This is a genomic window from Blastopirellula marina (genome assembly GCF_002967765.1).
In the GTDB taxonomy this organism is placed as follows: domain Bacteria; phylum Planctomycetota; class Planctomycetia; order Pirellulales; family Pirellulaceae; genus Bremerella; species Bremerella marina_A.
The window spans coordinates 1,049,474-1,065,008 of sequence record NZ_PUHY01000010.1; the positions used below are offsets into that span (position 1 = coordinate 1,049,474).

General features: G+C 54.8%; 8 protein-coding genes. 5 read left to right on the forward strand and 3 right to left on the reverse strand.

Going from position 1 to position 15,535, the window contains the following annotated elements:
- Positions 1-430: 430 nt before the first annotated feature.
- The 3 genes from C5Y83_RS15425 to rlmKL all read right to left on the reverse strand — a co-directional run bounded on the left by C5Y83_RS15425 (position 431) and on the right by rlmKL (position 4,785).
- Positions 431-1,489, reverse strand: a complete 1,059-nt coding sequence (locus C5Y83_RS15425) for a DUF1559 domain-containing protein (protein WP_105330612.1) — start codon at positions 1,487-1,489, stop codon at positions 431-433.
- Positions 1,490-1,968: 479 nt separating this feature from the next.
- Positions 1,969-2,436 (reverse strand): carboxypeptidase-like regulatory domain-containing protein, encoded by a 468-nt coding sequence (locus C5Y83_RS15430; RefSeq protein WP_105330613.1) that lies wholly within the window; start codon positions 2,434-2,436, stop codon positions 1,969-1,971.
- A gap of 159 nt (positions 2,437-2,595) precedes the next feature.
- A complete protein-coding gene (gene rlmKL / locus C5Y83_RS15435; RefSeq protein WP_105330614.1) occupies positions 2,596-4,785 on the reverse strand; it encodes a bifunctional 23S rRNA (guanine(2069)-N(7))-methyltransferase RlmK/23S rRNA (guanine(2445)-N(2))-methyltransferase RlmL in 2,190 nt (729 codons plus the stop codon).
- A gap of 394 nt (positions 4,786-5,179) precedes the next feature.
- Between rlmKL and C5Y83_RS15440 the strand changes: the two genes are divergently transcribed.
- The 5 genes from C5Y83_RS15440 to C5Y83_RS15460 all read left to right on the forward strand — a co-directional run bounded on the left by C5Y83_RS15440 (position 5,180) and on the right by C5Y83_RS15460 (position 15,510).
- Positions 5,180-6,898 (forward strand): DUF1559 domain-containing protein, encoded by a 1,719-nt coding sequence (locus C5Y83_RS15440; protein WP_105330615.1) that lies wholly within the window; start codon positions 5,180-5,182, stop codon positions 6,896-6,898.
- 157 nt (positions 6,899-7,055) lie between these two features.
- A complete protein-coding gene (locus C5Y83_RS15445) occupies positions 7,056-8,768 on the forward strand; it encodes a DUF1559 domain-containing protein (protein ID WP_105330616.1) in 1,713 nt (570 codons plus the stop codon).
- Positions 8,769-8,893: 125 nt separating this feature from the next.
- Positions 8,894-9,937 (forward strand): threonine aldolase family protein, encoded by a 1,044-nt coding sequence (locus C5Y83_RS15450; RefSeq protein ID WP_105330811.1) that lies wholly within the window; start codon positions 8,894-8,896, stop codon positions 9,935-9,937.
- 389 nt (positions 9,938-10,326) lie between these two features.
- Entirely contained in the window at positions 10,327-13,320 is a 2,994-nt protein-coding gene (locus C5Y83_RS29990) for a serine/threonine protein kinase (RefSeq protein WP_158262371.1), read from the forward strand.
- Positions 13,321-13,344: 24 nt separating this feature from the next.
- Positions 13,345-15,510 carry a hypothetical protein gene (locus C5Y83_RS15460; RefSeq protein ID WP_146117789.1) on the forward strand — a complete coding sequence of 722 codons (2,166 nt, stop codon included), beginning with the start codon at positions 13,345-13,347 and terminating at the stop codon, positions 15,508-15,510.
- Positions 15,511-15,535 lie beyond the last annotated feature (25 nt).

Consider the following 15,535-nt stretch of genomic DNA (forward strand, 5'->3'; position numbering starts at 1 on the left):
AGCACAACATCATCGCAAACCAGGGATGCAAACCCCACAACAGCGGCTACTTAGGCCATTTCCAATCGCCCTAAGTCGACAAAAAACTATAGATTTATTGCAATAACTATTTGCGCCTTATTTTCACACGATTAGCGGACATCCTTTTACCACTAATTTCAAACCGATCGTAGAAACGAACGAAGTGAACCGGTATTGATCGTTTCTTACCGTCGATTTAGCGTTCGCCAAGCATCGACATCCCACCACATCCAGGGACCTCTAACGAGGGACACGACCGTTATTTGTGAGTTCGAGTTAGTTACGGAACCCTAATAGTTGCCAAGCTTGTTTCGAGGGTCGAAGTGAAAGGGCTTCGTTCGAAAATAAAAACGCCCGTCGAACGAGGCTCGACGGGCGTTCTGTTTATTCAAATCCGAAGACCAGCGAACTACGGCTTCGAGATCGGTTCGCCACCATCTTTCGATCCCATCGCACCCCAGACACCATAGGGGCTGATGCCGGTCGTGACGGACGGATTCGCCAGGTTACCGGTATCGACGGTGTTAGAAATGAAAGTCACCGAACCATCACAGAACATCCCCATGACGCCGCCTGGGTGGTTGCTGGTGGGGGGCATGATCGTATGTTGGCCGTCGCCGTTGGTATCGGCACCGTCAATGCAAGATGGAGCATTCGGCGGCAACACGGTTGTAAAGCCGACCTTTTCGACTTGTCCGTCGGTCCAACGATAACCAGTTCGACCTTTAATCGAAGAGGCATTGTTGTAGTACTTACCATTCGCCGAAGCGACACACTGACCAGGGTTTGTGGCCAGACCGGAGTAACCGGTTGCGGTGCCATGCTGGACTTCAATATTACCAGTCTGGCTACCCAAACCGTAGTTGGTGACGAGGCGCTCGCTCATCGCAATCGTGTTGCTGCTTCCGTCGATGATGTCCTTGAAGCCCAAGCCAAGCGTATTGGCAAATACACCACGGAGTGTTGTCGCGTCACGATTGTTGTTGATCTGGTCACCCACGCTAAACATGTAGTTTGTCGAGTTCGCTTGGGGATTCTTCGAGGTTGCCGATGGGCAATGTAGCATTCCAGGAGGAATATCCCACACCGTCCAGCTTTGCCACGAGGCTGGTCCGTACGGAGGATTGTTTGCGTCACCAGCGACGATCTGATCGTACATCGCTGCTTGTTCATAGTAGGGAAGCAAAGGCACGAAGGCGCTAACACGACCGTAGTTATGGGCTCGGCGTGTGCTTTCGCTCGGACCGGTCGTTCCTTGCTTACGAGGAGGGAACGTTCCGTAGGTGTCGTGGTAATTGTGAAGCGACAAACCCAACTGCTTGAGTTGGTTTGAGCACTGCATTCGCCGTGCAGCTTCACGTGCTTGCTGCACCGCTGGCAGAAGCAATGCGATCAATACGCCAATGATGGCAATAACGACCAAGAGTTCGACGAGGGTAAATCCGCGCCGCGAAAATGGGACAGGCATGAATGGATCCTTGGCAAAGGTATGAAAGAAAAACCAGGAACAGAGGTAGGGTGAGTTGACTCAACCCGACATCGCGATATCCGAGTGAGGGGATCACTCCGGAAATCGGGGCCAAGGAAACCTCTTCAAGCCAAACCTATAGAAGAAATCTTACTAATTAGGGCAGGTCGTGCTTAGGTGCCGAAGCCTAGTATCAGGCCAGAATCAACACCTAGGAGTGAGCCGCGACCCCCACCCGTAGGTCAATTATAAAATAATGAGAAATCACTGGGTATACCAGTGACATTCCTACAATTTGCGGCAAAAAAGAGAAATTATTATCAGTGCCTTTGAACCTCTTGGTCACTTACTTGACGTAAACCGAAGAGCAGCAGCACTATAGAACCAGAGGCCAACCCCTCACCAGAAACAACTTCCCGGCGGGGAAGTTGTTATTTGAGTTTAAGTCGAGGCCTTTACCGCTTAGGCCAAACGAGGCATTACTTTTTCAACTCTAAGGGGATCGTGTTTTCCCCAGGCGTAACATCCGCCGTCAGACCGGACGATTCGATACGGCTGTATTTCTCGGGAATGAGATGCTTCGGAGCCGCCTCTTTCTTTGGCGCGCCACCGTAACTCGGGTCATCTTCGGAAGGTGCATCGGAAGCCGCGGCCTCCATCTTAGTTACGGAAACCTTATACTTGCCAGGCGCTACGCCAAGCACAGCGGTAGAGGTGTTCAGCTCGTATTTTCCCTCGGCATTGGTCATGCCGAAAGCACCACTGCCACTCGCATCCTCTGGTCGAAAAGTCACGGTTGCCCCTTCCACAGGTGCGCCGTCGAGTGTCACGGTACCAGTAACGGTCGACTCGGATTGAATGCTATCGCCAGCACCTGGGCAGCCCACGAAGAGTGAGCAAGAGAGGACTCCAAGTAGACTCAGCCAATTAACTTTTCGGGCATGCATGATGAGAGAATTCCCAGCAGTGAAGAAGATTTAGGAGGACGATTCGGGCGCGTACAGCACCCACGGGGTATCTGCTTTGTAGCTGATCGCAGGGCAAACGTCTCTCACCCTACATAGGGGACCAATCTGCGCAAAATCACTCAACCGCTTTGAGGTTGATCACACCTTGCTGATTCGCCAGCAGCGGTGAATACGCTGATTGCGGAAGTCTTCAGGCACCGTGTGCTTCGAGATTTCCCGAATCGACAGCCCCCCAAGGGCCTCTTCGTCCAGTTTGAAGCGACGGAAGTTGTTTGAGAAGTAAAGGACGCCATCGGGGCTCATCAATCCCAACGTCCTTTGGATTAGCTCGACATGATCTTGCTGCACGTCGAAGACGTCGTCTGTCTTCTTACTGTTAGAAAACGTCGGGACGTCGACAATTGCCAGGTCAAATTTGGCTCCTGGCGGTTGATCAGGCAGGTACTGCATCACATCGGCTCGAATGAAGTAATGCTTAGCGATCGATAGCCCGTTCAGCTGGAAATTACGACCAGCCCAGTCCAGGTAGTTACCGTTTAGATCGACACTAGTCGTCGAGATCGCCCCGCCCGCAGCTGCGTACACGCTGAATGCGCCGGTGTAGCAGAATAGATTCAGCACACGTTTACCGGCGGCTTCCTCGCGGAACTTGGCTCGCAGATTGCGGTGATCGAGAAACAGGCCGGTATCGACGTAGTCTGACAAGTTGACCTCGAACTTGAGCCCCCCTTCTTCGACGACCACGATCTTCGAATCATCCGAAACCTTCTCATGTTGGGTGTTACCCGCCTGACGCGTGCGATGCTTGACGAAAACATGTCCTTCGGGAATTTCAAGCGACTCTCGGGCAGCCTCGGCCAGATTGTCGAGCCAGTCGGCATACTGAGCCGGCGTTCGATCATGCGGTCGATCGTAGTCCGTAATATGCAGGTAATCGTGATAGATATCGATCACGAGCGGAATCTCAGGGATATCTCGTTCGTACAGGCGATAACAATGGATGCCCCGCTTCGGCCAACGTCGGAAATGCCGGGCTCGCTTCACCAACCGATTCTTCAGCAGTTGAGCCTGTTCGCGAGCTTTCTCATCGAGTCCACCAAACGCCGGAGTGATAGTTCGCTTTGGCTTCGGGGTCTCCTCGATGGTGGCTTCGTCACTTAACGAATCTTCCTTGGCTGGTCGTTCGTCCTTCTTCGGTGGCGGAGGTCCATGATATTGAAAGTAATGGCACTCAACACGTCCGTTGTACATCTTCCGTCGGCGATTCGCTTCTTGTCCCATCGCTCGTTCCATCTCAGGAAACGCCGTGAGAATGAAGAACGACCAAGTGGGTAACCGACGTAAAACATCGGGAAAACTGCGATACTTATCCCATTCCATACGGCGAGCACGTGAGTGATCGTCATACGGTGGGCTGGTGATTACACAGCCATATTTTCGCTTGCTGGTCAGTTCGTTGAATGACTGCTTTTGAAAGTGAATGTGTTGATCGACTCCCGCCGACATCGCTTGCTGCCGCGCCAAACGAAGCGCAGAAGGATCGTCGTCATAGCCGACGATCGTTTCCGGTAACGTCTCGACTTGCAGAGCTCGGGCATCTTCAAGCATATCGAGCCAGGCATCTTGATCGACCGTTGGCCAATCGATCAAGGCAAAGTCGCGCAGCAATCCGGGAGCAATGTTTTTGCCGATCAGTGCAGCTTCGATCAGAATAATGCCACTGCCACAAAATGGATCTAGGAGCGGTCGTTCTCGATTCCAGTGACTAAGCTGGACGAGCGCCGCCGCCAGGGTCGATTTCATGGGGGCGAATCGTTGCTCGTCGAGGTAACCACGTCGACTGAGGCCAGCTCCCGAGGTATCAATCGTTAACGTCGCCACGTCCTTGGCGATCGCGACTTCGATGGTGTAGGTCGCCCCCGTTTCCGGCAGCTCGGCGTTGTGGGCCGCTTGAAGTCGCTCGACCACCGCACGCTTGGTGCTTCGCTGAATCGCAGGGACACTCGTCAGTTGCGACTGGTAGCTACGTCCCTTGACCGGGAACGCGCCTTCGACATCGATGTAGTTTTCCCAGGCGATCTCTTTCACGCCCTCGAACAACGCATCGAAATCACCAGCCGGAATCTGAGCGACTTCAATCAACACACGATCAGCTGTTCGCAGCCACAGATTGGCTCGCATGGCATCCGTGAGGGTCCCCTGAAATCGCACGCGCCCCGAACCGAGAATCTCGGTTTGATAGCCCAACTGCTGCAGCTCGCGTGCGGTGACCGCTTCGATACCAAAGGCAGTGGTGGCCAGGAAATTGAGAGGAGACGATTCGTTCACGCAATTACTCGATCTCAGAGTGCGAAAGGGAATCCCTCATGGTACGCGGTCCCCTTGAAGTTGCCAGTCCAAACCAAGCCGCACAGCCGTGGGTTTGTAAAGAAAAAAACAACAGATGGCGAAATAATCGTTTCGAAAACTGGTCGCGAGGGACGCGTAATCTCTATATAACTTGTGGGAGTAACCTCGTCCCACCCGGAACTACCGTCTCTCGTCATGACTGCGGTCGCGTCGCTGGCGACAACCATCGATCCGCATATCACAGAGATCGTGGTGGCGCCGGCGTAATTCGGCTCGTGAACGCACTCGCTTGACGAATCGTGTAGGAGGTGACCTTTTCCTAATACGCCAGCTTTTCTCTCGATCACAAGTAGACACCCGAGGCAAGCCCTACATGAAACCACTAGCTCATGCACTCCTGATCGGTTTTCTTTCCGCCACCATGGCATTTCCACCGCCGGCACTTATGGCCCAAGAACCTGCCGCGGCGGCGCCCGATAAACTCATTGGTTTAGGGTACATTCCAGAAAACGCCGTCGGTGTGGCTCAATTACAGGCCGATCGATTTCTGCAGGACAAGTTTGTCCAGGCATACCCGGTCGAAGTCGCAAAAGCATTTGGCGATTTGTACTTGGGCTTCAACCCGATGGAGATCACCGCGCTGACGGTTGCGGTGACCGCTCCTTCCCAGCAGATGCCACAACCGGGCGTCCTGGCAGTTGTGAAGACCTCGGAAACACTAGATCCAGAGACCTTCTTCGCTGGCATCGACGAGGTGGTCGACCAGGTTGTGAGCGAAGAAGATATCACCGACCACTTTCCCACGCTGAAAGGGAAGGCCTTCTACACGCAGGCAATTCCGATGGATTACTGCTGTGCCCATATGTTGGACGAGCACACCTTCATCATCGGCACGATGGGATTGGTTTCGACGGTCGTAAAAGCAGGACCCAATGCCGATCTAACTGCGCCTGCCAAGATGCTGGCCGAAGGCAATCAAGGCTCGGACGTCATGGCGATCTTCAACGTTGGTGCGGTACGAGATCTTGCTAACCAGGCCCTTAGTCGACAGGAAATCCCGCCTCCATTCGGCATGTTTAAGCAAATCCCGAACTATACAGAATCGGTGTCGGTTCAAATGACCTGCTTCGATGGTTTCTCAGCCATGCTGAAAATCAACGGCGTCGACGAACCCTCGGCCAAGCGATTGGAAGTCATGATCCAATCGGCGATGGACATGGGTAAGCAGGTCACCATGATGCAAGCCAACGAGATGCTGCAAAGCGATGATGAGATTCAAGTCGCGATGGGTAAGTACCAGCAGCGCGTGACCGCCAAGATGTTCGACGCACTGACACCTACCCGCGAAGGCAAATCGCTGGTCTTGAAGGTCGAGCAAGACAAGGACAGCATTGCCGGGGCAAACGTTGCGGTGATTGGGATCTTGGTTGCGTTGCTCCTACCGGCCGTGCAGCAGGCCCGCAGTGCCGCCCGACGCATGCAATCTTCCAACAACATGAAGCAAATTGGCTTGGCAATGCATAATTATCACGATACGTTTGGCAAGCTCCCGGCCCAGGCCTCGACCGACAAGGACGGAAAGAAGCTGCTATCGTGGCGTGTGCACATTCTGCCCTTTGTAGAACAACAAGCTCTTTACGAACAATTCCACCTGGACGAGCCTTGGGATAGCGAACACAACAAGAAGCTGATCGCCAACATGCCTGGCGTTTATCGCAATCCCAAGAGCAACGCTCCCGAAAATGAAACAACCTATTTGGTTCCGGTCGGCAAGGATCTGGCCTTTGAAGAACCAACCAAGGAAACTCGCGAAAAGTTCCCACTGGGAACCCGATTCGCTCAGTTTACCGACGGCCTTTCCAACACAGCCATGGCGGTTAATGTCGCCGACGAAGCTTCCGTGATCTGGACAAAGCCGGACGATCTGGAAGTCGACTTGCAGAATCCATGGAACCACCTGGACGATACCGCGCCAGAAGGCATTCAGGTTTTGTTCTGTGATGGATCGGTGCAAATGCTTTCGCCGAATACCACGGCAAAGTTCCTTCAGCTTTTGTTCCAACGAAACGACGGCCAACCGCTTCCGCGTTAATCGCTGCCGACATTAAGTCGTCCTAGTCTTGGCACCATTCCCACATACCACGGGACGGGTGCCGCTGCACGAGTGTCGATTACCTAGCGGTCGCTGTGTCGCGATAAACAACGACCGCTGATTTTCTACCTCCCGTAATTCAAGGCCAAGCTTTGCAATGAATGCGATCCGTCACGCTATCCTGGTCGGCTTCCTTTCCGCCATGATGGCTTTCCCGCCATCGGCAATCATGGCGCAACCACCCGCGACTCCTGTTGCCGAGTCGACGATTGTCGGTTTGCCGTATGTCCCCGACAACGCTGCGGTGATTGCCCAACTTCAGGTCGAACGACTTGCCAATTCTCCAGTTCTGTGGGCCTACCCAACTGAAGTGGTCGAAGCATTCGGCAAAAAGTACCTCGGCTTCAATCCGATGAAGGTCACGGGGATCACGTACGTGATGCTACCTCCTGAGGAAGGCTCGAAAGAGTTCGGAATGTATGGTGTCGTCCACACATCCGAAACCCTCACTCAGGAAACGTTCTTCGCTGGGATTGCTCCGTTAGTCGAGAGCGTGAAATCAAGCCAAGAGGCTCAAGAAACCTTTCCTGGTCTGAAAGGCAAAATATTCGCCATCGATGGTTTTCCAGGCGAAACGTGCGCGGCCCATTTGCTGGATGAACATACCTTCTTGATTGGTAGCGAAACCATCGTTGCCGAACTCGCCAAGGCGGGACCACAGCAGCACCTGACACATCCTGCCCAACTGCTCGTAGACAACTCCGAAGGCGCGGACTTCTCGGCCATCATGAATAATAGGGTACTTCTCGATTCCCCTACTCCCCAACCAGCGAACGAGCAATTCCTGCCCGTCTTTGAAAAGGTTCAAATGGTGCGGGAGTCGACCGACTCGATCAGTGTTCGCGTTAATCTCATCGAGTCAGCCTCGGCTGTTTTGAAGTTGGACGCGATCGACGAAGATGCCGCCCAACGCTTAGAAGAGTTTATTAATGCGAGCTTGGATTCGTTGAAAGCACGCGCCAGTTTCGACGCGGAAAGGGATCTCCAGAGCGATAATCCTCTCGAAGTTGCCATGGGAAAATACCAATTGCGAAGTACCACGCAATTGTTTGACAGCTTGAAGCCAGAGCGAAAGGGTAAGTCGCTCGTTTTGAAGTACGAGCAAGATCCGGGGAGTGTCGCCGGCGCCAACGTCGCGATTTTGGCCGTAATGGTTGCTCTGCTCTTGCCTGCGATCCAACAGGCCCGCGAGGCAGCGCGACGAGCACGCGCGACCAATAACTTGCGCGAGCTTGGCCTCGGTATGCACTTATTTCACGATACGATGCATCGGTTTCCTGCCCAGGCCTCGACCGATTCGAAGGGCAAGAAGCTTTTATCGTGGCGTGTCCATCTACTTCCTTATCTCGACCAAAACGACCTGTACGAGCGGTTTCATTTGGATGAACCTTGGGATAGCGAACACAACAAAAAGCTGATCCAGTTGATGCCTGACGTTTACCGATCGCCAGACAGTGCTGCCCCCGAATTCCATACCAACTATCTAGTACCGGTTGGCAAATACATGGTCTTCGAGGAGCCAAACGCCCCCAACCAGAAAACGGGACGCAGCTTTGCCGATATATTGGATGGAACGTCGAACACGGCCATGATTGTCAACGTGAACGACGATGCTTCTGTGATCTGGACGAAACCGGACGATTTGGAAGTCGACCTCGGAAACGTCTCGAAACACCTCCCCAAGTCGCAGCAGCAAGACACCTATATCTTGTGCTGTGACGCCAGGATTCGCGTGGTACCACCAACCGCCCCGGATGAGCTTCTGCGACTGTTGTTTTTGCGTAATGACGGCAAACCGATACCTAGGTAACTGTCGCCCAAGACAACACAAATTCACGTGCCATAGACATCGGCTTGGCACGGATGAGGCCTCCCGGCACAATGATGGGAGGCCTTGTCGCCATTTGCCTCGACTCCTCCGCTTACCAGGTTGCCATGAAACCTTCCATTGACCTTCGCAGTGATACGGTTACCCAGCCCAGCACGGCCATGCGACAGTTCATGGCGCAGGCCGAAGTTGGGGACGCCGTGATCGATATCGATCCCACCACCGAGCGACTCGAACGGCTAACTGCCGAGATGCTGGGCAAAGAGGCCGCCATCTTCATGCCTTCAGGCAGCATGACGAATCAGATTGCGATCCGTCTCCACTGCCAGCCGGGCGACGAGTTTATCTGCGAAGAAAACTGCCACGTGTACAATTACGAGCAAGCCGCGTTCGCCCAGTTGAGCGGCGTGGTGGCAAAAACGTTACCGGGCATCCAGGGCGTACTCTCGGCGGATCAGTTTGAAGGTACGATTCGCCCGATCAACGACCACTTGGTTCGGACCCGCCTGGTTTGCCTGGAGAACACGCACAATCGTGGCTCGGGCAAAGTGCAGCCGTTTGATACCGTCCAGCAGATCACTTCTTGGGCGCATGAAAATGGCCTCACGACGCACTTAGACGGGGCTCGCTTGTTCAATGCGGCTGTTGCGACCGGAATCTCCGTCGACAAGTGGAGTGCGATGTTCGACTCGGTGAGCGTCTGCTTCAGCAAAGGGCTCGGGGCGCCCGTCGGAAGTGCGCTGGCAGGTCCGGCCGAGTTCATTCAAAAGGCCAAGCGCGCTCGCAAGCTGTTTGGCGGAGGCATGCGACAATCAGGCATCATCGCTGCTGGAGCCTTGTTCGCCCTGCAAAACAACGTCGAACGATTGGCCGAAGATCATGAGAAAGCGACCAAGCTGGCCGACGCCATTCGAGAAATCGATGGATTGAGTTTGGATGTCGACCCGATCGATACGAATATCGTCATCTTCAGCATCGCCCCCGAGTTGGGCACCGCTGCCCAGTGGCAACAATCGCTGGCCCAACGAGGTGTCGCTGTCCTGGCCACCGCGCCGCAGAAAATTCGATTGGTCACTCATCTTGACGTCAGCACGTCGCAAGTCGAAGCAGCGATTGAGGTTATCAAGGAAACCTCACCCGCCATGGCCTAGTTGACGATGGTCGGTCATGTCCCCCACGCGAGAACCATCGAGCGCTCGAATTCGTCCTCCTTTTCGGGGGCGAAGGTTCCTGTCGTTCCGATCGTAAGGGGCATTCCGGGCTTCACTGGGGGACGCACGAAATGTTGGCCGAAGTTTTGCTCTCCAAGTGACTTGCGCGGTAAACTAATACGTTGATGTATTAAGACTTACGCCCTCTTTGGGTAGCTGTTCCGAATTCTGTTTGCCGAGCGATTAGGGGACCGCGCGTCTTCCCTTGGTCATTCCTCGCATTCGTCCTATGCGGAAGTTGGAAGAGCGAAAGCCATAAACCAATACCGACTGCTATGCCCGTAACGAAACCGAATGACTTCTGGAAACTGATCCTGGAATCAGGTCTCATGACGAAAGAGACCTGCAAGCCGTTGCACGATCGGTATCAACAGTCCTCACAAAATGGGGACGTGAAGGCATTGGCCACATGGCTCATCAAAGGTGGCCATCTAACCCCTTACCAAGCCCGAGTGTTGTTGGCCGGTCGCCCGAAGATCCTTACCATCGGCGAATATCAAGTCTCCGATCGCATTGACTCCGGTCCGCTTCTCGGAACGTTGGTCGCCACCCATCAACCAACCGGGCACCCCGTGTGGTTGCATCCGATTGCCCCAGAGATTCAGGAAGATTCCGTCAGGTATCCAATCGTCCAACGGATGTGTGAGCTTCGTTCGGCGGCACCCCATCCTCACCTGATTCGCTGCTTCCAGCTTCGAGAAGGCTCGAAGCGTAGTCACTTGGTCACCGAACAGCTTGATGGAAACCTTCTCGCGGAAAGCCGTCCTGGTGAAGGGATTCAAATTCCAGCCCCCGATTGTGCTCGCCTTTGCCGCCAAGCTGCCCTCGGGGCGACCCAATTGCATGGTCAAGGAATGGTCGTTGGCGATTTCAGCCTCGATCAATTGTGGTTGGAATCGACGGGCAATTTGAAACTGTTGCATCTGCCCGTACGCCCAGTGGAAGCGATCCCGTGGTCCGATGCGGAACAAGCGGTTCGATTAGAAGCGTTGGCCAACGTTGCCGCCCCGGAATTGCAGCAAGCAGGCGCGGCACCTTCGAAGCTGAGTGACCTCTATGCGCTCGGGGCAATCTTGTTTGACTTGCTGACGGGTAAGCCGCTGTTCGAAGGAACACTCGCCCAGAAATTGCAGCAGCATGCTTCCGCGCCGATTCCCACGCCGCCGTACATCCCAGCTGACATGATGCAGATCTTGCAGTATTTGCTGGCAAAGTCACCATCTGGCCGTTACCAATCGGCGGGAGATGTCGCCGAAGCGTTGCGACCTTTTGTCGATGCGACGCAGTTGTCGCCACCATTGGCCGAAGCTCCGTCGACCATGGGAAATTACTTGCAGCACTTGGCAGCCAACAGCTCACCTGCTGCGGCGAGTCCAGCCCCAGCCGCAACGCCTCAACCACCCGCTGCGGCTCCCTTTCCGACGGCCGCTCCAGTGCCTCACCCCCCTGGACCACCAACCCCTGGTCAGCAGCCTCCGATTCCGCAGCCCGTGCCACCGCAAGCCGCTCCCCAATCGACCCCTCCTCAAACGGCTCCATTTCCCGGGGGAGCAACTCCGCCAGTTCCTCAACCCGTGGCTCCAACAGCAGCACCGGTCGCCACGCCTCAGCCGCCAATCGCGGTTGCGGTTCCCGTGGGACCAACCACCGCAGAGGGAGGAACGGGGCGTGCTTCGGCATTGACGGAACGCATCCGCAAGCGAAAACGCCAACGTAAAATCACCAGCATTGTGGTCTTATGCTTCATGGTGATCGCGACCATCGTCGGTGGGTATTATGGCTACGGCATCGTCTTTCCTGCCGACGAAGTCGCTAAAAACGATAATCCAGCTCCCGTTCAACCAGAACAAAACCCCAGTACCGATGTGCCGCCGGAAGGGGAAGCAAATCCAGAAACGGTAACGCCTGCTGGGCCACCATTGGTGGAAGACGACGGCCAAACGTTGTGGGCCTCGCCCACCTCCGGCGAACCTATTGATTTGAGCGGGTTACCCAACGACACACGTTTCGCTCTGGTCGTGCGTACGAGCGAACTGACGATGAACCCAGAGGGAGAACGAATTCTCCGTGGGCTCGGACCGCAATTCGCCGCCGTCCGTGGCCAACTCGAAGGAGACTTGGCCATCGACTTCGATACACTGGAAAGCTTGACGGTCGGTCTGGGGACTTCAACCAACGGCGGACCACCTTGCTTAGTAGCGAAGTTGAAAGAATCAGCTAACTTGCCTTCATTATGGGGTAACCCCACTCCGGTCGCTGGTAGCGTTCCGCCGATGTATTCGGTCAACGGTTGGACCGTAATGCCGATTCCCGGACAAGAAGACAAGGCGTTCGTCGCTGGTTCAGCCACCGTCGTAAAGGCTGTTGCCGATCAGGGCGTCGAGTCACCCCAGCTTACCCGCGAACTGGAACAACTTCGCCGAGAGTCCGACGATCAGCAAACGGTCAACTTGCTAATCGATCCCCAGTTTCTCAGCACGAACACAGCTCAGGTATTCCCGGGAGAACTCTCCGCAGTGGCTACCCCGGTTCAAGATTTTCTCGGCGAAGGCCTAAGGGCCGTTTTATTCAGCGGGCACACTGGCGATGACCTTTACCTCGAAATGCGCATGATTGGCTCACTTAGTCTTGATCCTCCGTCGCTGGCAGCGAACATGAAGGAGAAGATCAAGAGTATTGCAAGAAGCCTGGAAGAGTCGGTCATGTCGGTCAATCCAACCCCTTATTGGCGTCGACTGGCTACGCAGTTTCCAAGCATGGTACGCTTCGCTTACCAAAATACGCGCAGCGGTGTCGAGAATGATCAAGCGATGATCAACTGCATCTTGCCACAAGCTGCCGGCCAAAACCTGGTCGCGGCCTCCGAATTGCTGTTGGCCGCCAACACATCGGGTGCCACGGCCCTGGCGGGTGGCAACATGCCAGCGGCGAAAACACCCGAGACGATTGAGGAGAAATTGGCGAGTACGATGAGTATCTCGTTCCCTCAAAACTCGCTCGAGTTTGCCCTCCGCGACATTGGCGAGGAAGCTGGGATCGAAGTTGAGATCAATGGAACCGATCTGCAACTCGACGGCATTACGCGCAACAAGGAAATCAAGGATTTCCATTTCGACGACAAACCGGCGGGAGAGATCCTGGCTCAGTTAATGGTTCGGGCCAATCCCGAAGCTTCACCAGGACCAGGGACCGACGTTCAAAAACTGATTTATGTCATTCATCCCATGGATGGGCCAGAAGACGCCAAAAAGCTGTTGGTGACAACTCGCAAGGCAGCGGAACGAGAAAATTATACGCTGCCCGACGTGTTCAAAATCAAATAGCACTCAAGCCTAGAGAGATTCCGCGTGACCCTTTTCCGCGTTCATTGCCCGACCTGTCATGCTCGACTGAAAGTTACCAGCCGGTCACTGATCGGTCAGATTGTGAACTGCCCGAAGTGTGGCAGCATGGTCGAGATCGCTGAACCAGGTGGCAGTACTCCTCCCTCTGAGAAGGCGGAGTCTAAAGCTGCGGCCGTGACGCCTCCTGTGGTTCCTCCTGCCGAGCCAACGCCGACCACGCCACCCGTCGCGGAAACGCAAGATACGCCCCCCGACGTTTCCAACTCGGACGCGATGTTCGACGATATCGACGAAATGCTCGATACCGATTCGTCCGCTGCATCCGTGGCTCCTCCAAAAACCGTAGCTGCGGCAACGCCCCCAGTGGAACCTGCGGCGGAAACGACAAGCACGGCCGCTACGGCCCCCATCGATGGAGGAAGGTTTTCTTCCGATGCCAACGTCGGCAAGTGGCGTAATATGGCACTGATCGGTGGTATCTCAGTCATGTCCTTGGCGACGATCGCGGTGATCGGTTACGCAGTACTTTCCGAGGGGAACGCCCCGGCTGTCCCCACTGACGATCCCAACACTCAGGAAGTTGCGCAGGCTGAAGTTCCCGCTGAGAAAGACCCCGTCACGGAAGAAACCAACGTTGAACCACCAAAGCCACAAGAAACCGAGCCCAGTTCTCCCGATGAAACGCCAGATCCCCCCACACCAACCGATTCTCCATCCGAATCGGAAGAGGTGACCGACGCACCGACGAATGAAGAAAAGCCAGACGAGTCGACGAATCAAGCGACCGATTCGCCTATGACCGAAGAAAATCCGTTCCTCTTCGGTGACCCCGAAGACCAACCCAAGGATTCACCGCCGGCTGAGGAACCTGCCCAGCCAGACGCGGATCAACCAGTCGTCGCCGCAACGCCCAAATCGATTTTGGAACTGAAGGATGATCCGCTGTACGAGGTCTTCGGCGAATCGTTCCCGATCTTCGATCCAGATGCCATCGAAGGCTCTGCCAACAACGCCACTCCTCAGCTTGCTCAAGGCAATCCCGCGGTTCCCGTCGCCGAACCACCCCCGACGCCCGAGTTGGTTCCTCCGATTCAAGAGGTCGATGTGGCCGCCAGATTGCGTGACCCGATTGTCGAGATCAGCCTAAAGGATATGCCGCTCAACGAATTCACTTCGTTCGTAACGCAAATGAGCACGGCACCAGTCACGCTTGATCCACTGGCGCTGGCCTACGCCGAGATCAATGCGACCAAGCCGATCTCCATTCAGCAATCGCGGACATCCGTCGAAGGCATTTTGCGTGCCGCGGTCCATCCGTTTGGCCTGGATGTAGTGGCGACCGATCACAGTGCCCGACTGCAAATCACGCAGCCACTCGACGGTCATCAACGCACCATGCGACTTCAAGTCGATGACATGGCCAGCGATGCCAAGGAGGTCGCTGATTTAGCCTACTTGTTGACCCACGTTGTCGAACCGATGTCTTGGAATCACGCACGTGGGCAAGGTTTATATCGTGTCGATCCCGATGCGATCATGATCACGCAAAACGAAGTCGCCCAGTTCAAGTCAATGATCTTTCTCGAGAAGATGCGGGTTGCGCGCGGGCTTTCGCCCAAATCGAAGTACGCCCCAGAACTGTTCGCCGTGAAGCTCCGTAGTGATCAACTCGAACCTATCTTGCAGAAATCGGTCAATCTCCAGATTGTCGTCCCGACACCGATGTACAAGGTAATCGATCAAATGGAAAAGAAGACGGGGCTCGATATTCTTTGCGATTGGGATTCACTGGCATTGAACAAGCTGGGCCCAGCAACGCCAGTAACCGTTTCATCGACGGGGCACACGGTCGGCGAAATGCTCGTTCGCTTCTGCCAAAGCTGGAAGTTGGAAGCGTTGCCGATCAATGCTCATACCGTGCAGTTGGTAAGCCGATCGTCCGTGCCGGTGATGCCGTGGCTCGAATTCTATGATCTCTCCGAGATGAACCTCGGAAAGTCCCAGGCAACCGCCATGATCAACGAAGCAGAGCGGCAACTAAGTGACCTGCGAAAAACGGGCTACGGCGAAGTGCTCTACGATCCCATTTCAAAACACTTGTTGGCACTGCTCTCGAAAGAAGACCACCAAAAGTTGCAATACTTCTTGCAGCGAAAGATGGCACCTTAAGAGACGACTCTTGCTGCTAACACAA